This window comes from Streptomyces sp. NPDC025638, from assembly GCF_055558775.1.
Genome location: NZ_JBVHLX010000011.1, coordinates 86,579 through 107,838 on the forward strand (window position 1 = coordinate 86,579; position 21,260 = coordinate 107,838).

The following is a 21,260-nucleotide window of genomic DNA, read 5'->3' on the forward strand; positions in this document are numbered from 1 at the left end:
TCAGGCGTCTCGTCCCACGGTGTCCGCGAGGGCCTCGCTCAGCTGCCGACGTAGGCCGCGAGGTGCTCACCCGTGAGGGTGGAGCGGGCGGCGATCAGGTCGGCGGGGGTGCCCTCGAAGACGATCCTGCCGCCGTCGTGGCCGGCGCCCGGGCCGAGGTCGATGATCCAGTCGGCGTGCGCCATGACCGCCTGGTGGTGCTCGATGACGATGACCGACTTCCCGGCGTCGACGAGCCGGTCGAGCAGACCGAGCAACTGCTCGACGTCGGCGAGATGGAGGCCGGTGGTCGGCTCGTCGAGGATGTAGACGCCCCCCTTGTCGGCCATGTGGGTGGCCAGCTTGAGCCGCTGCCGCTCGCCGCCGGACAGCGTGGTGAGCGGCTGGCCGAGGGTGAGATACCCCAGGCCGACGTCGGCGAGCCGTTCGAGGATCTTGTGCGCGGCCGGCGTACGTGCCTCACCGGCGCCGAAGAACGCCTCGGCCTCGCTCACCGGCATCGCAAGCACCTCGCTGATGTCGCGGCCGCCGAGGTGGTACTCCAGTACCGACGCCTCGAACCGCTTCCCCTCGCACTCCTCGCAGGTGGTGGCGACGCCGGCCATCATCGCCAGGTCGGTGTAGATGACGCCGGCGCCGTTGCAGGTGGGGCAGGCGCCCTCGGAGTTGGCGCTGAACAGCGCCGGCTTCACCCCGTTGGCCTTGGCGAACGCCTTGCGGATCGGGTCGAGCAGCCCGGTGTAGGTCGCGGGATTGCTGCGCCTTGAGCCGCGGATGGCGCCCTGGTCGACCGACACCACACCCTCGTCGGCGGGGATCGAGCCGTGCACCAGCGAGCTCTTGCCGGAGCCGGCGACGCCGGTGATGACGGTCAGCACGCCGAGCGGCACGTCCACGTCGACGTCACGCAGGTTGTTCGTCGCCGCGCCGCGGATCTCCAGCGTGCCGGTGGGCTTGCGCACCGTCTCCTTGACGGCGGCCCGGTCGTCGAGATGGCGGCCGGTGATGGTGCCGGCGGCCCGCAGCCCCTGGATCGTGCCCTCGAAGCAGACAGTGCCGCCCGCCGTACCGGCGCCGGGGCCGAGGTCGACGACATGGTCGGCGATCGCGATCATCTCCGGCTTGTGCTCCACCACGAGCACCGTGTTGCCCTTGTCGCGCAGCCGCAGCAGCAGGTTGTTCATCCGCTGGATGTCATGCGGGTGCAGGCCGATCGTGGGCTCGTCGAAGACATAGGTGGTGTCGGTGAGCGAGGAGCCGAGGTGGCGGATCATCTTGGTGCGCTGTGCCTCGCCGCCGGACAGCGTGCCCGAGGGCCGGTCCAGCGAGAGGTAGCCGAGACCGATCTCCACGAACGAGTCGAGGGTCTCCCCCAGCGCCGACAGCAACGGCCCGACCGACGGTTCGTCGAGCCCGCGGACCCATTCGGCAAGGTCGCTGATCTGCATCGCGCACGCGTCGGCGATGCTTATGCCGTTGACCTTCGAGGACCGGGCCGCCTCACTGAGCCGGGTGCCGTCGCAGTCCGGGCAGACGGTGAACGTCATCGCCCGCTCGACGAACGCGCGGATGTGCGGCTGCAGCGCGTCGACGTCCTTCGACAGCATCGACTTCTGGATCTTCGGGATCAGACCCTCGTACGTCAGGTTGATGCCCTCGACCTTGATCTTGGTCGGTTCCTTGTGGAGGAGGTCGTGCAGCTCCCTCTTGGTGTACTTGCGGATCGGCTTGTCCGGGTCGAAGAAGCCGCAGCCCTTGAAGATGCGGCCGTACCAGCCGTCCATGCTGTAGCCGGGGACGGTGAGCGCGCCCTCGCTGAGCGACTTGCTGTCGTCGTACAGCTGGGTCAGGTCGATGTCGGTGACCGTGCCCCGGCCCTCGCAGCGCGGACACATGCCGCCGGTGATGCTGAAGCTGCGCCGCTCCTTCACGGTCTTCCCGCCGCGTTCGACCGTGACCGCCCCCGCGCCGCTGATCGAGGCGACATTGAAGGAGTACGCCTTGGGCGAGCCGATGTGCGGCTTGCCGAGCCGGCTGAAGAGGATGCGCAGCATGGCGTTGGCGTCGGTGGCGGTGCCGACGGTGGACCGGGGGTCGGTGCCCATCCGCTGCTGGTCGACGATGATCGCGGTCGTCAGCCCGTCGAGGACGTCCACCTCGGGCCGGGCCAGTGTGGGCATGAAGCCCTGGACGAAGGCGCTGTACGTCTCGTTGATCAGCCGCTGCGACTCCGCGGCGATCGTGTCGAACACCAGCGAGCTCTTGCCCGAGCCGGAGACGCCGGTGAACACGGTCAGCCTGCGCTTCGGGATCTCGATGCTGACGTCCTTGAGGTTGTTCTCGCGCGCGCCGTGCACGCGGATCAGATCGTGGCTGTCGGCAACGTGCGGCGCAGGCGACCGCGTCTCCGTCGTCTTGTCCATGCTTATCGTCTCTCCATCTGTTGCACGGGCCGCGTTCACTGTCCCCGTCGGCGTCGCCCGGCTCGATCCGACCAGCCACGAGCGGTGGGTCCTGTTCCCCTGTGTCGGCGTGGTCGCGGCAACGCTACGCCGTCCCCCCGAACGACGGTGTCGGTGGTGCCGACCGGGGTAGCCCCTCGGCGCCACCGGCCCCGTGATCGTGAATCGTGACGTTCATGCCGGTCACGCTAGCCGCGGCTCCAGGGCTCGCGCTTCTTCATTCCTGATCGCTCCGGTCACCCGTTCGGCCACGCGGAGAATCAAGTAGTCGTACGGCGACTCACCGTAGGAGCGTCGCAACCGGCGGCGCCGCACCCCATCGCGGCGCGATGTCCAGTTCACCCCGATAAGATACGTTTTGTGATCAGGTCAGGACGGCCGCGGCACCGCCGCCCTCCCTACGGTGGCCGACGCGAAACGGTACTGCTGTCACCGTTGCTGCTCACCGCCCTCATCACCGGCCTGGCCTTCGCCACCCCGAGGGAGATCGCGTTCAGCCGTCTGCTGCCGGCGGCACCCGCCCTCGCCGCCGCGTTGTGGACCGTCCTGCCCACGGTCCTCCTGGGAGTGTTCTGCCTGCTGGTCATGATCGGGCTCAGCATGGTCTACTCCGACCTCGGAACGCCGTACACGGCTGCCGCGATCATTGCCGTGACCCTGGCGGCCGCGTACGCGAGCCATCTCCGTCTCCAGCGGGAGGAGATGCTCTTCCAGGTGCGCCTCGTCGCCGACGCCGCCCAGAAAGTGCTGCTGCGCCCCCTGCCGTCCCGCATCCAGGACGTCGAAATCGAGTCGCTGTACCTGGCGGCCGCGGAGCACGCCCGGATCGGCGGCGACTTCTACGAGGCGGCCGACACCATGTACGGGGTCCGGCTGCTCATCGGTGACGTGCGCGGCAAGGGACTCCAGGCGGTGGGGGCGGCCTCGGCGGTGATCAACTGTTTCAGGGAGAACGCGTACGACCAGCCCGATCTGAAGGCCATCATCCATCGCCTGGAAACCAGCATCACCCGCTACAGCGTGGCGAGCCGCTCCGCGGATCAGTCGGAGCACTTCGCCACCGCTCTGCTCGCCGAGATCCCTTACGACGGCGGGCAGGTCAGAATCCTCAACTGCGGGCACCCACCGCCACTGCTGGTGCAGCGCGGGGAGGTCCGCGTCATCGAGCCCACCATCCCCTCACCGCCGCTCAACCTGGCCAATCTGCTCGGCGACCACTACAGCGTCGACACCGTCACCTTCGCCTCGGGCGACCAGTTGCTGCTCTACACCGACGGCGTGTCGGAGGCCCGCGACCGCGCCGGGCGGTTCTTCCCGCTGGCGGACTGGATGCGTCGGCTCGGCCCGGCGCCGCCCCGTGAGCTGCTGCGCCGGCTGCACGAGGACCTGGTCCACTACAGCGGCGGAAGGCTGGAGGACGACATCGCGGCCCTCGCCGTACGCTCCGGCTGCCCCCGCGCTCACCACCACCCGCCGCAGGTGTAGCGGAAGCGGATCAAGCCGTGGTGGCGCTGGGCCCTGTCGTCACATTCCCGTCTGCCCCGCGACGCCATGCACGCTCCCCCAAGCTCTCGGCTTCGCTCGAGCAGGGGGACCCCCATGACGCCGAGAGGCCCGCCCTCCGGGCGACGACGGGAATGTGACGACTGGACCTAGTAGCCGTTGCCCGGGGTGGAACTCCCACCGCCACCGCTACTGCCGCCACTGCCTCCGCCGACGGTGATCTCCGCCTTCATGCCCATGTCCTTGTGCCCGTCCACCGGGCAGTACAGCTCATACGAGCCCTCCTTCAGCATGACCTTGAGCTGGGCCGACTGCCCCGGCTGAAGGCCGTGCGGCAGTCGCATTTCGGTGCCCGGCCCCTCGATCTCCAGGGAGTGCACGATGTGCCCGGCGTTCTTGGCGACAAACGTGTAGTCACCGGCCTTGAACGTCTTCGACGACAGGGCAAGTTGGTACTCGGTCAACTGCACCGTCACTGTCGTGGACCCCGCCTTGGCGTTCTGCGCCGGGCTGGACGTGGCCCCCGTTCCCCCGTCCGAGCCCGAGTTCCCACACGCGGAAAGCGCGGCGGCCAGCGCCACCGCGCACGCCCCTGCCGCCGCTCCGCTCCAGTTCGACTTCAACCTTCCAGCCACGGTCGGCCCTCCTCCCGTGTTCCATCCCTCATGGACAGATACGGGACAGGGCCCGTGATGGATTGCGGGGAAGGCACAGGGATTCCGTTGCAGCACGTGGTCACCCCAGGGCCGACACATCGGATCTATCTCGTCATGTTGACGGGGATGAGACCCTTCTCTACGGTGCGACACGGGATAGCTCCGATGAATCACCGAGCCGCCTGGAGGCAACGTGCCCAGCTCCGCCGCGCCCCGCCCGTCCAGACGAACCGTCCTCGCCACCGGATCCGCCCTGGGCGGCACCCTGCTGGCCACGGGCCTGCCCACGCAGGCGACGGCAGCGGACCGCGCCGAGCCCGCGGCAAACCCCTCCGACCCCTGGCGCACCGTTCTCGACGACGCCGACCTGCTCTGGCAGCGGATGCCGACGACCTGGTACGAGGGCCCGTTCCTCGGCAACGGCTTCCTCGGCTCCGGGATCTACGCCGAGCCGGGCGCCGCAGCGAAGGCGGTGCGGTTCAACATTCAGCATTCCGAGGTGCAGGACCACCGCCCCGAGTTCGGCTCCCTCTTCGGTCTGGCCCGGCTGCCGATCGGCTACTTCACCCTGGAGCCGGTGGGCGCGATCACCGGCCTGGACTGGCGGCTGGCGCTGCACGACGCCGAACTCACCGGCACCCTCACCACCGACCAAGGCAGCCTGGCCCTGCGCGCCATGGTCCACAACGCCCGCTCGGTCCTTGCCGTCGAGGTGACGCCGAGCGCGGGCGAGCGGGGCTTCCGCTGGGTGTTCCACCCCGCCGACGCGATCAGTCCGCGAGCCGCCTTCAAGCCGCTCCCGGACGGCTACCGGGGCAACTCGCCCGCCGAGGTCACCGACCACGACGGCGTGACCGCCGCCGTGCAGCCGCTGCTGGCGGGCGGACAGCACGTCACCGCGTGGCGGGAGCGGACCAGAGGCCGGACGCGAACCCTGTACGTGCACGTCGCGCACTCCTACCCGCAGACCACGGCCCTGGACCGGGCCCTGAGGTCGGTCCGCGCCGCAGACCGCCTCCCCTACTCCGCCCTGGCCGTGGACCACCGCGCCTGGTGGCACACCTACTACCGCAAGAGCTTCCTGTCCCTGCCCGACGCCCGCATCCAGCGCTTCTACTGGATCCAGCTGTACAAGGCCGCTTCCGCCGCCCGCCGCGACGCCCCCGTGATGGCGACGAGCGGCCCCTGGCTGGAGCCCACGCCGTGGCCCAACACCTGGTGGAACCTCAACGCACAGCTGGAGTACTGGCTCATCCATGGCTCCAACCACCTTGAACTCGACGCGATCACAAGGGCGTTGAGCGAGTTCCGGGACAACCTCGCCAAGGAGGTGGCACCGCCGTACCGCACCGACTCACTCGGCATCCCCCGCACCACGGACCCCCACCTGATCAACGGCGCGGCCGGCACCCTCACCGGCTATGGAGTCGGCGTCCCCGGCCAGGACCCGCCGACCCCCGAGGTCGGTGATCTGACCTGGGCCCTGCACAACGTCTGGCTCAGCTACCGCCACACCATGAACGAGTCGATCCTGCGGGACGTCCTCTTCCCCCTGCTGCGCAAGGCGATCAACTACTACCTCCATTTCCTGGAGCCCGGCCCGGACGGCAAACTGCACCTGCCCGCCACCTTCTCCCCGGAGTACGGCGGCAACTCACGCGACTGCAACTACGACCTGATGCTGCTGACCTGGGGATGTCGCACCCTCCTCGAATCCGCGGAACTCCTCGGCATCGACGACGCGTCGGCACCCCGCTGGCGCGAAGTGCTGGCGAAACGGGCGCCGTATCCGACGGACACGAACGGCTTCATGATCGGCGCGGACATCCCCTTCGCGAAGTCACATCGCCACTACTCGCACCTGCTGGCGGTCTACCCGCTGTACGAGGTGACCGGCCGCACCCCCGACGAACTCGCCCTGATCGAGAAGTCACTGGCGCACTGGGTGGGCTTCGAAGGTGCCCTGCAGGGCTACACCTTCACGGGCGCGGCCTCGATGTCGGCACTGCTCGGCAAGGGCGAGGACGCACTGAAGTACCTCGGTGAGCTGATGACCCGTTTCATCCAGCCCAACACCATGTACAAGGAGTCGGGACCGGTCATCGAGACCCCCCTGTCGGCGGCCCAGTCACTGCACGACATGGTCTGCCAGTCCTGGGGCGGAGTCATCAGAGTGTTCCCCGCGCTTCCCGTGGCTTGGGCGGATCTGACCGTGCACGGCTTCCGCACACAGGGCGCCTTCCTGCTGAGCGCGGCCCGACAGGACGGCACCACCCGCTGGGTACGGCTGCTCAGCGAGGCCGGCGCGCCCTGCGTCGTACGGCACGGGATCGCGGGACCCGTCGACGTACGGGACGGGCGCGGCCGCCTCCTGCGGTACACCGACATCGACGCCGCCACCCTTCGAGTCACCCTGCACAAGGGCGAGTCGGCGCTGATCACGGCCAAGGGCGACCGGCCCGACCTGTCCGTCATGCCCGTAGGTCCGAACGGGGACGCGCCCCGCTGGGGGCTGCCTCTGTCAGGCGAGGACGCGGGCGAGGAAGTTGCGGATGTGCTCGGTGATGACGGCGAGGTGGCTCTCCAGGGCGAAGTGTCCTGAGTCGATCAGGTGGATCTCGGCATCGGGCAGGTCGCGGCCGAACGCCCTGGCACCATCGGGGCCGAAGATCGCGTCGTTGGCTCCCCAGACCGCCAGCAACGGAACCCGGGAGTCACGGAAGTACTGGTGGACCTGGGGGTAGAGGTCCACGTTGGTGGGGTAGTCGCGGAAGAGCTTGAGCTGGATCTCGTCGTTGCCGGGCCGGTCCAGCAGCGCCTGGTCGTGGACCCAGTTGTCGGGGCTGACCAGGCTCGGATCGGCGACTCCGTTCAGGTACTGCCAGCGGGTGACCTCAAGGGTCAGGGCGCCGCGCATGGGCGCTTCGGTGTCCGGTCCCGGGGACGCGGTGTAGGCGAAGACCTCGTCCCAGAAGGGCTTGACGAAGCCCTCTTCGTAGGCGTTGCCGTTCTGCGTGATGATCGCGGTGACACGGTCCGGGGCCTGGAGCGCGAGCCGCCAGCCGATGGGGGCGCCGTAGTCCTGCACGTACATCGCGAACCGGTCGATGCCCAGGTGCTTGAGCAGGCCGGAGGTGACCTCGGTGAGGGCGTCGAAGGTGTACGGGAAGTCCCGCAGGGCGGGCATGGCGGACTGGCCGAACCCGATGTGATCGGGAGCGATCACGTGGTAGCGGTCGGCGAGCGCCGGGATCAGGTGGCGGAACATGTGCGAGCTGGTCGGGAAGCCGTGGAGCAGGACCACGGCGGGGGCGTTCGGATCACCGGCCTCCCGGTAGAAGACCTCGAGACCGTTGACGGTGGCGGTGCGGTGGTGGACTGCGGAGACCATCTCTCTAACCCCTCTTCCGAGCTTTACTGGTTATATCTCCAGTCGAGCACGCTCCATCTAACCTGTCAAGCTACTTTCATCGGTTAGACTTCAGTCAGGCTCGTTCAACCGATCGAGCAAGGCAATCCGGATCCGGTGAGGAGGCGGCCATGTCGGCCGGTCGAGAGCCGCAGGACGCGCTGCTGGAGCTCCTCAACAGCACGCCGGTCGTCGACGGGGTGGTCCTGGACCGGCTCGCAGACCCGGAGGCGACCAGGAGCTGGCAGCGGGCCCACGGCGGCAACGGCAGCGCGGAGGAACGTCGGCACCTCCTGGATGCGCGCGATGCCCTGCAGGGTGTGGTGCGCGGCAGTCGGCCGGCCGCGTCGCTGGCTCCGCTGCTCGGCGACGTCGTCTCCCGCCCTCGCGTCGGCCCCGATGGGGTGGCCTGGGAGCTGGACGCCCCCGGGGAGCGCCGTTTGGCGGTGGAGGCCGTCATGGCCTGGAGCGCGCTGCAGGAGACGATGCCCGGCCGGTTGCGGCCGTGCGCCAACGCAGAGTGCCGACGGTTCCTCCTCGACCGCAGCAAGACCAACAAGGCCCGCTGGTGCTCCATGGCCGTCTGCGGCAACAGGATGAAGGCCCGACGCCACTACCGGCGCACCCGCGACGCCGCAGCCGCCCACCACTCATGATCACGGAATCGCGGCACCACCGGCACACGAACTAGGATCGGCCCGAGCGCACGGTTCACTGCGCCATGGGGGCTGCCCCGGCCGGACACCGCACAGGAGGTCCGCAATGGCGACGCTGCTGTCCGTGAACGTAGGAACGCCCAAGGACGTCTTCTGGCAGGGAAGGACCGTCCGCACCGGAGCCTGGAAGTCCCCCGTGGACGGCCCCCGGACGGCACGGCGGCTGAACATCGACGGAGACGGTCAGGGAGACCTGGCCGGACACGGCGGCGAGATCCGTGCCGTGCTCGTCTACCAGTTGCAGTCCTACCAGTACTGGCAGAAGCAACTGGGCCGCGACGACCTGACCTTCGGAATGTTCGGGGAGAACTTCACCGTCGACGGCCTGCCCGACGACGAGGTGTGCATCGGCGACCGGTACCGCATCGGCGAAGCCGAGTTCGAGGTCACCCAGCCGCGCGTGACCTGCTACCGCGTCGGCCTGCGACTGGGCGAACCCACCATGGCCGCCCTGCTGGTCGCCCACCACCGCCCCGGCTTCTATCTGCGTGTCCTGACCGAGGGACGCGTCCAGGCCGGCGACGAGATCACCCTGACCCGAAAGGGACCGGAACAACTCAGCGTCGCCGACACCGACGCGCTGCTCTACCTCCCCGACCGCGACCCCGCCAAGCTGCGCAAAGCACTGAACATCCCGGCCCTCAGCCCCGGTTGGCAGCAGTCCTTCCGTGAACTCGCCGCCGCGCGGCCGCCGACGCAGGAAACGGGATGGCCGGGCTTCAAGCCCATGCGTGTCGCCCGCATCGTCCCCGAGACCCCGACCGTCTCGTCGATCTACCTCGACGCCACCGACGGCACACCGCTGCCCGAGGCCCGCCCGGGCCAGTACCTCTCCGTCCGCCTCGCCGTCGGCGATGCCGCTCCCACCGTCCGCAGCTACTCCCTGTCGTCGGCGCCCATGGCTGACAGCTATCGCATCAGCGTCAAGTATGAGCCGCACGGGCAAGTCAGCGCCTACATCCATGCCGCGCTCCGCCTCGGGGACCTCGTGGACATCGCCGGCCCCCGGGGAACGTTCGTGCTGGAAGACGGCAACCGTCCGGTCGTCCTCATCTCCGCGGGGATCGGTGCAACTCCCGTACTGGCCATGCTCCACCGACTCGCAGACACCCAAGACCCACGCCCCGTCTGGTGGATCCACACCGCGCACGACCGCGCCCACCACGCCTTCGCTGACGAGACCCACGCGCTGCTGGCCCAACTCCCCCACGCCCACGAGCACATCTACTACAGCACCGGAGCCACCCCCGGTCGCGACGAGCCCCACATCACCCAGGGGCGTCCGACCGCCCGGTCACTCACGGCCATGGACATTCCCACCGACGCCGACGCCTACCTGTGCGGACCGCCCGCCTTCATGGACGACCTGGGAGGCTTTCTGCGCGATCACGGCCTGAGCCCCGAACGCATCCATACGGAACAGTTCAGCGCCCTGTCCGCCATCAATCCCGGCGTAACGTCCACCACCGCGGTACGGCCGCACCAACCCCCCGGTCCACCGGGCACCGGACCCGTCATCACCTTCGCCCGCAGCGGCATCACGACCCCGTGGTCACCGGCTCACGCCTCACTCCTCGACCTGGCCGAAGCCTGTGACATCCCCACCCGCTGGTCCTGCCGCACCGGTGTCTGCCACACCTGTGTCACCCACCTCCTGTCGGGCGACGTCACCTACACCACCCCACCCCTCGAACTCCCCGAGGCCGGTACGGTCCTCGTCTGCTGCAGCGAGCCGACCACCGAAGTCGTCCTCGACCTCTAGCGGGCCGTCGGCGGAGGGCCGGATGCCCCGTACGATCGCGACATCGGCCACCGACCCGTCGGATCAGACCGACGTGGCGGGGAGGGGCTGTTCGGTCCAGATGGATTTGCCGGTGCGGGTGTGGCGGGTGCCCCAGCGCTGGCAGAGTGCGGAGATGAGCTGCAGCCCGCGGCCGCCCTCGTCGGTGGCGGAGGTGTGGCGGATGTGCGGTGTGGTCAGGCTGGCGTCGGAGACCTCGCAGATGAGTGCGCGGCTGCGGAGCATGCGCAGCCGGATGGGGCCGCAGGCGTGCCGGACGACGTTCGCGACCAGCTCGCTGACCAGGAGTTCGGTGGTCATGACCAGGTCCTCGTCGGTCAGGTCCCAGTCGTTGAGCTGTGCGCGGGCCAGGTCGCGGGCCTGGCCCGCCGCCACCGGGTCCTCCGGCAACGGCCATTCGGCGACGTTCTCCGCGTCCAGCGGGTGGGTGCGGACCAGCAGCAGGGCGGCGTCGTCCATCAGCTCGCCGTGGGCAGGCAGGAGAGCGGAGGTGAGGGTGGCGCAGAGGGTGTCCAGGTCGGACGCGTCCGCCGGCAGGGCCGCCATGGCGTTCACGGACTCGAAGAGCAGCTCGGCCAGGCGGTTCATGCCGGTGGTGACATCCCTGTCCTTGCTCTCGACCAGGCCGTCGCTGTAGAGGGCGAGCAGGCTGTCGGCGGGCAGCAGGGTCTCGTGGGTTTCGAAGGGCGGGGCGGCCACCCCCAGTGGCGGGTCCGGGGTCATGGGCAGGAAGGTGACGGTGCCGTCGGGGTGGGCCACCGCCGGGGGCGGCTGACCGGCGCTGGCGTACGACAGCAGCCGGGTCACCGGGTCGTAGATGCCGTACAGGCAGGTCACGAAGGCATCGGTGCCCTGCTCGCCGACGATGTCGTTGAGGTGGCCGAGGATTTCGTCGGGTGGCAGCTCCAGCTCGGAGAGGGTGCGGACAGCCGTGCGGAGTCCGCCCATGGTGGCGGCCTCGGCCATGCCGTGGCCCATGACGTCGCCGATCACGAACGCGACCCGGGCCGCGGAGAGCGGGATCACGTCGTACCAGTCGCCACCGACGTCGGCTCCGTGCTTGGCCGGCTGGTAGCGTGCCGCCGCCGTCACCTCGGGCAGCTCGGGCAGTTCCTGCGGCAGCAGGCTGCGCTGGAGGGTACGGGCCCGGGTCGTCGCCTCGTCGTAGAGCCCGGCCCGCTCCAGGGCCTGCGCGATCAGTCCGCTGAGCGCGGTCAGCAGCGTGCGTTCGTCATCGTCCAGCACCCGCGGTCGGCCGAAGCAGATCACCGCCGCGCCGATCCCGCGCCCCGATACCGCCAGCGGCAGAAAGGCCCATGCCTGCGTGCCGCCCTCCCTGATCAGGATGTCGGTCTCCGGGTAACGCCTCAGGAACTCCTCGGGGGACGAGATGTAGAGGGGGGTGCGGGTACGCAGGGCGTCCCCCACCGGGTTCGTGGTGTCCCGCACTGCCCACTGCCCGTCCAGCAGTCGGGTGAAGCGCTCCGAATGTCCCCGGGAGCCGACCACCGTCAGCCGGTCGCCGACCACGCCGACCATGATGAGTCCGGTCGCCCCGAGGGGTGTCATCACGCCGTCGGCCACCGCCGCCATCACATCCTGGGCCGTGACAGCCTCGGCCAGCTCCCGCGTGATCCGCTGCACCAGGGCCGCGCGCTCCGCGGCAGCCCGCTCCGCGGCGGCCCGCTCGGCCTCCCGCAGATGCCGCTCGGTGGTGTCGGTGATGTAGAGGGTGAGGCCTTCCGGCACCGGCACCAGCCGCAGGTGGTACCAGGACCTACCGTCCGACCCCGGTACGTCGAATCCGGCCGGCTGGCCCTCGGCCACCGTGGCCCGGCACCGTTGTTCCAGCCCTGGCACGGCACGTACGACGGGAATGTCCCAGAGCAGGGATCCGGCCACGTCTCCCGCGGCGCCGAGGAGTTGCTCGGCGGCCTGGTTGAGAAATCCGATGCGCCAGTCCGTGTCCAGGGAGACGAAGCCGTCGCTCATGTGTCGCAGCGCCCGCCCCACCGACTCGGCGGCGGCATGCGTTTCGCTGCTGTCCCGGAGGGTGCCGATCACCTTGACCGGCGTCCCCTCCTCATCCGTGATCGTCCGGGCACAGGCCTCGATCCAGAGGTAGGTGCCGTCCTGGCGGCGGATCCGGTACTCGTTCTGGAAGCCGCCGCGCATCTGGATGCCCGTGTCGAAGCCGGCCACCGCCCCTGGCAGGTCGTCCGGGTGGATCAGCTCCGCCCACGCCTCGATGCCGCCGTTCATCACCTCCGGATCGATGCCGGCCAGCACCTCCTCGACGGGCAGGTCTGCGGTCAGCGCGCCGGTACGCAGGTCCCAGGTGTACGTGATGGAGGGCATCCGTTCCGCGTCCCACGGGGCGGCGGCCTCCCGTGGTCCTGGCCCGCTCTCCAGCGCGCGCAGCAGGGTGGGCGACGGATTGAGGATTCCGGACGCCCTGAGCCTCCCGGACATCCACGCCGCCACCTCGGTCAGAAACTCACACTCCGCCGCGCCGGGCTCGGCGCCCGGGGCGAAGAGGACAGAGAGCGCGCCGCGCCGCCAGCCACCGCTCGGAATGGGGACGGCCAGGTGTCCGATGCCGGCGGGGAGTCCGGAAGGCCACAGGGCGGCGGGGTCCCGGCCCGGCACCGGATCGGGCGGGGCCAGGTCGGGCTGCCAGCTGGTGGTGTCGTTGCGGGCGGCTCTGCTGGGCGGCGCCGTGCCCCGTACCGGGATGATCACCCAGGGCCGGGTCATCGTCTCCGGCAGGCCACTGTCGGCGACCAGGTAGAGGATGCCGCTCATGCCGCCGCCAGGCAGATGCACCATGCCGCCCAGGCCGTGCACCTCGGCCACCGCCTGCTGGAGCGCGGTCAGCAGCACTTCGACGTCGCGCCGGTCCTCGTCCACGGCGTCCAGCAGCAGCATCCGCATGCGGTGTCGCTCCGAGGGCCGATCCGTCTGTATGGTCCCCACGCCCTGCGGCTGGTGCAGCACATGGGGGACGTGGGATATGGACGGGCCGCCGTGGTCCGCGTCACCGCCTTTGGTATTCACCACTGCCGACCCTCGCCTCCGCTCACCGCTTGGGTGTCCCGCTGGGACGCATGCGATCGGATGTGGACCAGCAGCGATCTACATCCGTTCAATCAATCCTAATCGGAACAACCTAGGTGATTTCATTTGCATACGGAACCGTTCGCACCCGATCAACCGTATGTAGCGTCAGCTCACCCTTCGTCGCCGGGCGGCGTCGTCGACGTAGTCGTGGTGAGGACTGAAGTGACACGGTCCAGCGGCGGTCACGCCGTAGGCATGTCGTCGATCCGCTCGCCCTCTGCCTGGGACGGCTCGGTCCTGGGGACGTCCGGGTGTTGCTCCGTGGCCGCCCGCTCTGTCGGCTCCTCGCGCTCCCCTTCGGCCTGGGAGGGGGTGTGAGAGTACAGCCAGGCGTCGTAATCCGAGGCTCCGGTTTTCATGGCGGGCCTCCCTCGGTCGCTCATGTTCCATGGTCCTCCGCGGATCGCGGCAGCGCCAGGTCGGCCCGGGTGCCCGTCAGACGCCGCCGGCCACTGCCGTGCCGAGAATCAGCAGTACGACGCCGGTGACGATGCTCAGCCATCGACGAACTCCCGGCCTGGACACCAGCGCGCGGCCCCTGCCGACGGCCCAGGTGAACAGGACGTACCAGCAGACGTTGACCAGGGCCCACATCACCCCCAGGGCGATGCTCGACAGCATGACCGGTCCGTCGGCCGTGACGAATTGGGGGAGCACCGAGACCGCGAACACGCCCGCCTTGGGGTTGCCGAGGTTCGTACCGAGTCCCGCGGAGTAGGCGCTCCACCAGCTCAGTTGCCGTGCCGGCGCGATCTCCGCGGGCGCGGTGGACGTCCGTCGCGCCGCCCGCAGCGTGCTGATGCCGAGGGCGATCAGGACGATCCCGCCCGCGATGCGTACGAGCGCGTAGGCACCGGGATTGGCCAGCAGGACGGCCGACAGTCCGGCCGCGGCGGCGGTGGACCAGATCACCAGTCCCGTCGCATTGCCGGCGATGGTCGCCCGGGCCAGGCGGGAGCCGCCCTCCAGGGTCTGCCGGACCATGAGCGCCTGTCCCGCGCCCGGAAGCATGGCCAGCAGCCATGTGGTGATCACGAATACCGGCAGGTGGGTGAGCACGTCGATCAGACCTTTCTGGAGTTGGTTGCCTTGCCCCACCCAGGCTGGCGTGTACGAGGAATTCAGAGAAGTCGGAGATCAGCCCATCAGCATTAAGATAATTGAATGCAAGACCCTGGACAGCTCCGGCTGCTCGCGTTGATCGAACGCCACGGCTCCCTCACCGCGGCCGCCCACGTCCTCGGCCTCAGCCCCGCGGCGGTGACCCAGCAAGTCGCCCGCGCGGAACGGGACTGGGAAGCCCCCCTCGTCCTGCGCGGGCCGCGCGGAGCGGCCCTCACCGCCGCCGGTGCCCTGCTCGCCCAGCATGGACGCGTCATCGAGCAGCACATGGACGACGCCGCCGCACAGTTGTCCGCCCTGCTCGGTCATCTCGCGCTGCGCCTGAAAGTCGGAGCCTTCCAGGCCGCCGCGCTCCACGTGCTCCCGCCGGCCCTGACCGCTCTGCGCCACCGCCATCCCGACGCCGACGTGTCGGTCCAGGACGTACTGTCCGAGCACGGGATCGAGGAGATCGCCGCGGGCAGGCTCGACCTGGCGGTCATCGCCTCCTGGGGCGCGTTCCCCGAGGCGCCCGCACACGTCACCCTGCACCCGCTGTTGCTGGACCCCATGGTCGTCGTCCTCCCCGACGACCACCCCCTCGCCGCACGGACACCCCGCGACGCCCCGCTGCGCCTCGAAGATCTCCGCGACGAGTCATGGGTGACCATCCTGGCCGGCCACGCCGCACGGGAGCAGTTCGACCAGGCCGCCGCCGACGCCGGCTTCACGCCCAGGATCAGGTTCCAGACCGCCTCGTACGACGTCGCCCAGGCCCTGGTCGGCACGGGCATCGGCGTCGCACTGGTCTCCCGTCTGGCGCTGACCGGGGTCCCCGGGACCACCCACCGTGAGCTTGCCCGACCGCGGCTTCACCGCCGGCTCCACGCGGTCACCGCGACCGAGACCACCCTCACCCCCTTGGTGGACGTCTTTCTGACTCTCCTTCGGGACGTTGCCGAGGACCTGACCGCAACATGGACACGTCCGGGGGCAGATTGAACGGCGTGACCACCTGGATCGCCGAAGGGAGGGTCGGTCCGTCGTCCGGCAGTGCCTTCTTGGCCCGCATGATGGTCTGGCAGGCGCGGCGCACATCCTGGCGCAGGTCGTGGTGAAGCACTGCGGAAAGGCGGCGCTCCCGCAGCAGCGTCGTGTTGTCGTGGTCGAGGTCGTGTGCGACGAACACGGCACATGACCTCCCCAGGGCGTCGAACGCGTCCAGGGTGGCGAGGTTGCCTCCGCCCATCGAGTAGACCGCGACGATCTCCTCGTCGCGCTTGAGCGCCGCCAGGACCAACTCGCGCTGGGTGGCGTCGAGGCCGTCGCTGTCCGTCACCTCCACCAGGGAGCGCTTGGGGTCCGCGAGGCGCATCGCGCTGCGGAAGCCCATCTCGCGCTCCTCCTCGCCGCGGAAGGAGCCCCGGCTGATGGTGGTGAGCACGTTGCCGGGCCGCTCGCCGAGCCACTGCTGGAGGAGGTAGGCGGCGGTGGCGCCCGCCGCGCGGTTGTCGATGCCGACGTACGCCAGGCGTGCGCTGTGGGGCAGGTCGGTGACCAGAGTGACGACGGGGATGCCGGCCGCGACCAGCCGCCCCACGGCGGTTCCGATCTCCGGCAGGTCCGGGGCCTTGAGGATCACGCCCTGTGTCCCGCGCTTGGCGATCTTGTCCAGGATTCCGGTCAGTTCGTCGGGAGGACAGGTCTCACGGAAGTGGAAGCGCGAGCGCACCACCGCGGGCTGCAGGGAAGGCAGTTCGGCCTCCAGCGCCTCACGGACGGCGGTGGAGAACCGCTCCGGTGCCTGCATCACGATGTCGATCATGAAGGTACGGCCCCCGATACGGACCTGGCTCTGCTGCCGGTCCAGGTCCTTGATGGCTTCGTACACCTCCCTGACCGTGCCCTCCCGCACGTTGCCCCTGTTGTGGAGAACGCGGTCGACCGTGGCCGTGCTCAGTCCGGCCTGGCGGGCGATTTCCCTGATCGGATAGGGGTGGCGCATGAGTGATCCCCGGAGACAGTGATGGACTTTTGATGTATTGCTGAGGGTTGAATGATGGGTTCGGGTTCCCAAGACTGACAGAAAGGCAGGCACTGCGAAAGGACCCGAATGTCCTCCACGACTGCGGGAGAGCCGACCTGGTTCACCGAGGCCGACTGCGATCTCGACGCGTTCCGCTCGCTCGTCGAGCAGGAGACCGACGCCCTTGGCTACCCCTCGGCCGAGCGGGCGGAACAGGGAGTGCTGCTCTACGACAGCGACCGGCTCCGCGGCCTCACGGACACCGCCGAAGGCCGTAGGAACGTACAGAGCGAACTGGTCCGGGCGCTGCTCGACGGTCCCGGCATCGTGGTCCTCAAAGGCGCGTTCGCCGGCACGGCGGTCGTGGACCGGACATCCGAAGCCTTCAACGCGCTCATCGAGGAGGAGCGCGCGAGTGGTGCCGCCCGTGGTGACCACTTCGCCGCGCCGGGCGCCAACGACCGGGTCTGGAACGCCCTGGAAAAGCTCGCCGTGCGCGCGCCGGAGGTGTTCGCCGACTACTACGCCAACGACATGCTGAGCCTGATCGCCGAAGCCTGGCTGGGCCCCGCCTACCAGGTCACCTCACAGGTCAACGTCGTCAATCCGGGCGGGGCCGCACAGCGTGTGCACCGCGACTGCCACCTCGGTTTCCTCACCCAGGAGCGCGCCGCCGCGCATCCGGCGCACGTCCACCGCCTGTCGCCCGTACTGACCCTGCAGGGCGCGGTGGCCCACTGCGACATGCCCGTCGAGTCGGGCCCGACGCTGTACCTCCCGCACTCGCAGAAGTACGGCCCCGGCTACCTCGCATGGCGACTCCCGCAGCTCGTCGAGTACTTCGAGTCCCACCACGTCCAACTCCCCCTGGACAAGGGCGATGCCGCCTTCTTCAACCCCGCGCTCTTCCACGCCGCCGGGCACAACCGCTCCACCGGCATCCGTCGCATGGCGAACCTGCTGCAGATCTCGTCCGCCTTCGGGCGGGCCATGGAGACGGTGGACCGGGAGGCGATGACGAACGCGCTCTTCCCGGTGTTGCTGCACCGCAAGGCAGAGGGGGCCTCGGAGGACTGGCTGCGCCGCGTGGTCGCCGCGACCGCCGAGGGCTACCCCTTTCCCACCAACCTGGACCTCGACCCACCGGTCGACGGCCTCGCACCTCCCTCCCAGGCGGACACGGTCTGGCAGGCCGTCGTCGGGGACTGGAGCCCCGAGCGGTTGCGCAAGCAACTTCAGGAGGGTGCCAGGCGCCGTCGGAGCTGAAACGGCTGGCCGAGGACGACGACGCCTCCGTGAGGGCGGTCGCCCTCAGCCGGGAGCTGTGGCCCGTGCTCCCGGCCGACGTGCGCGAAGCCCTACTGGCCGACCCGGAGCCGGAAGTCCGGCAGGCCGTGGCCAAGCTGGTCGCCCCCGAGACCGGGCCCGAACCCGACCTCGAAACCGATCCCCATCTCCGCGTCCAGGATCCCGATCCCTGGGTACGCCGCGCTGCGGCCGAAGACCCTCTCGTGCCGACCGAGGTGGCACTGCGGCTCGCGGACGATCCCGACGACGACGTCCGGCTCGCCCTGTCCATGCGTGAGGACCTCACCGAGGAGCAGCGCTCCGCGATCCCCTACGTCGTACCGGACGGCTACCACACGCCCCCACGCTGGGTGGTGGAGCGCGGGCACGAACCGGAGGTCGCCCGCCGGGCGGCCGCGTCCGGTCATGTCCTGCTGCGGCGCAGCATCGCCATGCACAAGCATCTCCCGTCCGATGTGGTGGACCAGCTGGCCGACGACGAGGACTTCTTCGTCAAGCTCACGCTCTGCCAATCCTGCGCCGATGCCCCTCATGAGCTCGTGGTCGAGATGTACACCTACTGGCACGGCCTCAAATGGAGCTTCCTTCGCTCACACCCGAACTTCGCCAAGCCGGGCCTCGCCCGCTTCGCCGACCATCCCGACCCCCGGCTGCGGCGCGCCGCACTCGACGACCCGGAGGGCGGACCGGATCTGGTCCTGCGGCTGGCCGACGACCCGGTGGTCGGCGCCTGGGCGGTACGCGACCCACGACTGCCCGCCGACGAACTCATGCGACGGCTCGCCGCCCCCGACAGCGCGTCGGCTGCCGCGGCAAACCCCACCCTGCCTCCTACTGTGATGCACCGTCTGCTGGACCTCGCCGGTGTGGCCAAGGGGTGACTGGAACACCGCCGGGCCCGGAGGATCGTAGGGTGCGGGCATGACCTCGCAGGCGTACCTCTCCGAACTGTTCTCGCTGGACGACCGGATCGCCGTGGTGACCGGCGGCAGCTCCGGCATCGGCCGAGCCATCGCGGGGGCCCTCGCACGCGCGGGTGCGAGCGTCGTGGTCGTGGCGCGCAAGGAGGAGGAACTGGCGGCAACAGTGGGCGAGTTGACGGCCCACGGCTGCCGAGCGGCCTGGGTGAGCGCCGACCTGAGCACTCGGGACGGTGTGCGCGCGGCGGCCGAGGAGGCAGCCGAGGCATTCGGGGAGCCCGACATCCTCGTCAATTCCGCCGGGGTCAACCTGCGCCCTCCCATGGGAGAACTGGGCGAAGAGGTGTGGGACACCACCATGGCGGTGAACCTGGAGGCGCCGTACCTGCTGGGACAGCGGTTCGGGCCCGGCATGGCCGAGCGCGGCTTCGGACGCATCATTCACATCACCTCCCAGCAGGGCCATCGGGCGTTCCTCCAGAGCGGTGCCTACGGCGTCTCCAAAGGCGCGCTGGAGTCGCTGGCCCGCTCGCAGGCCGAGGCGTGGTCGCCGTACGGCGTCACCTGCAACACGCTCGTACCGGGCTTCGTCATGACGCCGCTCAACGCACGGCTGTCGTCCGACCCCGAGAAGGTGGCGGCGCTCGCCGCACGCACGATGATCGGGCGCAACGGCCTGGCCGAGGACTTCGCCGGCGCAGCGGTGTTCCTGGCGAGCCGTGCCTCGTCCTATGTCACCGGGCAGGCGATCTTCGTCGACGGCGGATTGTCCGTTCACTGAGCCCATTCAGCGATCGGGCGCTCAGATGAGCACCCTTGGATCTCGCCGTTGACATTATGCAGGCAGATACCTGCATAATGAGAATGTGAGCCACGAAGCGACGGCGATGGACTCGGTCTTCAAGGCGCTGGCCGATCCCACCCGACGACTGCTGCTCGACCGTCTGCGTGAGCACAACGGCCAGACGCTGCGCGAGCTGTGCGAGCGCCTGGACATGGCGCGCCAGTCGGCGACACAGCATCTCGACATTCTTGAGCGGGCAAACCTCGTGACTGTCGTACGGCGCGGGCGGGAGCGGCTGCACTACCTGAACCCGACGCCCATCCACGAGATCGAGGAGCGCTGGATATCGGGGTTCGACAGACCCCGCCTACAAGCGCTCAGTGCCATCAAGCACCAGGCGGAGGAGTACGCCATGACCAACGAATCCACGTCCGTGCCGACGTATGTCTACGTCACCTACATCCGCGCCGCCGCGGAGCAGGTGTGGCAGGCCCTGACCGACGCGGACCTGACCGCGCGCTACTGGGGACACGCCAATGTGTCGGACTGGCAGCCGGGCTCGCCCTGGGAGCACCGACGCGTGGACGGATCGGGCGCCGTCGACGTCGTCGGCCGGGTACTGGAGGTTGAGCCTCCGACGCGCCTGGTCATCACCTTCGAGGACTCTCCCGACGCCGAACAGCCGAGGGAACCGTCGGTTGTCACCTTCCTCGTCGAACCGCACCAGGACATCGTCCGCCTCACCGTGACCCACGAGAACCTCGCCAACTCGGACATGTACAAGGGCATTTCGCAGGGATGGCCGGCCGTGTTGGCGAACCTCAAGTCGCTGCTCGAGACCGGCGACGTCCTCCCGCAGGCGCCTTGGGAAATGCATCGCGCGCACACGTGAGACAGAAGGAGTCATGATGGACACCACCCTCCTTGGAGACGCCTACCGCGGGCTGCTGGACGCCGCCGCCACCGTGGCCGACTCCGGCGATCCGAGCTCCGTCCCGCCGACCGGCGAGTGGAACGCCGACCAGATTCTGGCGCACGTCGCCCTCATCAATGCCGCCACCATCGCCACCGTCTCCGCGGTGACCTCGGGAGCGAACACGACGTACGACAACCGCATCGCGCTCGACACCTGGACCATCGAACGCGTCATCGCGCGCGCCGGCGGCAACGCGGGGCTCCGGGACCGCATCCGCGCCCAAGGAGACGCCCTCTGCATACTCGGCGGACCGATGCTGAGCGAGGCGGAACTCGACACACTCGTTCCGACCCTGCTGCTGTCCCACGACACCCTCATGGTCGATCAGCCCATGCCGCTGAGGGACCTCATCGCGGGCCTCGCGGAAGTGGAGCTGCCCGGCCACACCAAGCAGCTCCTGTCCCTTCTGCCGGACGGCGCCGGGGCCGCCGGGGCCGCAGCCACAGCGTGACATCCCGGTCGGCTACCGGGACACACA

At 69.5% G+C, this 21,260-nt stretch carries 17 protein-coding genes; 10 read left to right on the forward strand and 7 right to left on the reverse strand.

Annotated elements, in window-relative coordinates; all coding sequences use genetic code 11:
* Positions 1-38 precede the first annotated feature (38 nt).
* Positions 39-2,423 (reverse strand): ATP-binding cassette domain-containing protein, encoded by a 2,385-nt coding sequence (locus ACZ4EG_RS27055; RefSeq protein ID WP_467792423.1) that lies wholly within the window; start codon positions 2,421-2,423, stop codon positions 39-41.
* 474 nt (positions 2,424-2,897) lie between these two features.
* On the opposite strand from ACZ4EG_RS27055, the gene ACZ4EG_RS27060 reads away from it, so the two are divergent.
* A complete protein-coding gene (locus ACZ4EG_RS27060; RefSeq protein ID WP_453561457.1) occupies positions 2,898-3,947 on the forward strand; it encodes a PP2C family protein-serine/threonine phosphatase in 1,050 nt (349 codons plus the stop codon).
* A 167-nt stretch (positions 3,948-4,114) separates the two neighbouring features.
* Here ACZ4EG_RS27060 and ACZ4EG_RS27065 read toward each other — a convergent pair whose 3' ends face one another.
* Positions 4,115-4,600 carry a cupredoxin domain-containing protein gene (locus tag ACZ4EG_RS27065; RefSeq protein WP_467792424.1) on the reverse strand — a complete coding sequence of 162 codons (486 nt, stop codon included), beginning with the start codon at positions 4,598-4,600 and terminating at the stop codon, positions 4,115-4,117.
* 403 nt (positions 4,601-5,003) lie between these two features.
* Between ACZ4EG_RS27065 and ACZ4EG_RS27070 the strand changes: the two genes are divergently transcribed.
* Positions 5,004-7,223 (forward strand): glycosyl hydrolase family 95 catalytic domain-containing protein, encoded by a 2,220-nt coding sequence (locus ACZ4EG_RS27070; protein ID WP_467792602.1) that lies wholly within the window; start codon positions 5,004-5,006, stop codon positions 7,221-7,223.
* Here ACZ4EG_RS27070 and ACZ4EG_RS27075 read toward each other — a convergent pair.
* Positions 7,143-8,012, reverse strand: a complete 870-nt coding sequence (locus ACZ4EG_RS27075) for an alpha/beta fold hydrolase (protein WP_453561454.1) — start codon at positions 8,010-8,012, stop codon at positions 7,143-7,145. The genes ACZ4EG_RS27070 and ACZ4EG_RS27075 overlap by 81 nt on opposite strands.
* A gap of 149 nt (positions 8,013-8,161) precedes the next feature.
* Here ACZ4EG_RS27075 and ACZ4EG_RS27080 point away from each other — a divergent pair, with 149 nt between their 5' ends.
* Positions 8,162-8,686 carry a CGNR zinc finger domain-containing protein gene (locus tag ACZ4EG_RS27080; protein ID WP_467792425.1) on the forward strand — a complete coding sequence of 175 codons (525 nt, stop codon included), beginning with the start codon at positions 8,162-8,164 and terminating at the stop codon, positions 8,684-8,686.
* 106 nt (positions 8,687-8,792) lie between these two features.
* On the forward strand, positions 8,793-10,508 hold the full coding sequence (locus ACZ4EG_RS27085) for an MOSC domain-containing protein (RefSeq protein ID WP_467792426.1): 1,716 nt from the start codon (positions 8,793-8,795) through the stop codon (positions 10,506-10,508).
* A gap of 63 nt (positions 10,509-10,571) precedes the next feature.
* On the opposite strand, the gene ACZ4EG_RS27090 is transcribed toward ACZ4EG_RS27085, so the two are convergent.
* The 3 genes from ACZ4EG_RS27090 to ACZ4EG_RS27100 all read right to left on the reverse strand — a co-directional run bounded on the left by ACZ4EG_RS27090 (position 10,572) and on the right by ACZ4EG_RS27100 (position 14,765).
* Positions 10,572-13,481 (reverse strand): SpoIIE family protein phosphatase, encoded by a 2,910-nt coding sequence (locus tag ACZ4EG_RS27090; RefSeq protein ID WP_467792427.1) that lies wholly within the window; start codon positions 13,479-13,481, stop codon positions 10,572-10,574.
* A 368-nt stretch (positions 13,482-13,849) separates the two neighbouring features.
* The gene (locus ACZ4EG_RS27095; RefSeq protein WP_453559489.1) at positions 13,850-14,026 is read right to left on the reverse strand and encodes a hypothetical protein; all 177 of its coding nucleotides are present in this window, start codon (positions 14,024-14,026) and stop codon (positions 13,850-13,852) included.
* A gap of 76 nt (positions 14,027-14,102) precedes the next feature.
* Positions 14,103-14,765 (reverse strand): LysE family translocator, encoded by a 663-nt coding sequence (locus ACZ4EG_RS27100; RefSeq protein WP_467792428.1) that lies wholly within the window; start codon positions 14,763-14,765, stop codon positions 14,103-14,105.
* Positions 14,766-14,831: 66 nt separating this feature from the next.
* On the opposite strand from ACZ4EG_RS27100, the gene ACZ4EG_RS27105 reads away from it, so the two are divergent.
* Positions 14,832-15,770: a LysR family transcriptional regulator gene (locus tag ACZ4EG_RS27105; RefSeq protein ID WP_467792429.1), complete on the forward strand. Its 939-nt coding sequence runs from the start codon at positions 14,832-14,834 to the stop codon at positions 15,768-15,770.
* Here the strand turns inward: ACZ4EG_RS27105 and ACZ4EG_RS27110 are convergent.
* Positions 15,682-16,773, reverse strand: coding sequence for a LacI family DNA-binding transcriptional regulator (locus tag ACZ4EG_RS27110; RefSeq protein WP_467792430.1), 1,092 nt, complete (start codon positions 16,771-16,773; stop codon positions 15,682-15,684). The two genes, ACZ4EG_RS27105 and ACZ4EG_RS27110, sit on opposite strands and share 89 nt — an antisense overlap.
* Positions 16,774-16,881: 108 nt before the next feature.
* On the opposite strand from ACZ4EG_RS27110, the gene ACZ4EG_RS27115 reads away from it, so the two are divergent.
* From ACZ4EG_RS27115 to ACZ4EG_RS27135, 5 genes are all read left to right on the forward strand, one after another.
* Complete coding sequence (locus ACZ4EG_RS27115) at positions 16,882-18,060, forward strand: phytanoyl-CoA dioxygenase family protein (RefSeq protein WP_467792431.1); 1,179 nt, start codon at positions 16,882-16,884, stop codon at positions 18,058-18,060.
* 29 nt (positions 18,061-18,089) lie between these two features.
* A complete protein-coding gene (locus tag ACZ4EG_RS27120) occupies positions 18,090-18,983 on the forward strand; it encodes a HEAT repeat domain-containing protein (RefSeq protein WP_467792432.1) in 894 nt (297 codons plus the stop codon).
* 40 nt (positions 18,984-19,023) lie between these two features.
* A complete protein-coding gene (locus ACZ4EG_RS27125; protein WP_467792433.1) occupies positions 19,024-19,803 on the forward strand; it encodes an SDR family NAD(P)-dependent oxidoreductase in 780 nt (259 codons plus the stop codon).
* A gap of 106 nt (positions 19,804-19,909) precedes the next feature.
* The gene (locus tag ACZ4EG_RS27130; RefSeq protein WP_453559671.1) at positions 19,910-20,698 is read left to right on the forward strand and encodes an ArsR/SmtB family transcription factor; all 789 of its coding nucleotides are present in this window, start codon (positions 19,910-19,912) and stop codon (positions 20,696-20,698) included.
* 13 nt (positions 20,699-20,711) lie between these two features.
* Entirely contained in the window at positions 20,712-21,233 is a 522-nt protein-coding gene (locus tag ACZ4EG_RS27135; protein ID WP_467792434.1) for a hypothetical protein, read from the forward strand.
* The last annotated feature ends 27 nt before the right edge of the window (positions 21,234-21,260 follow it).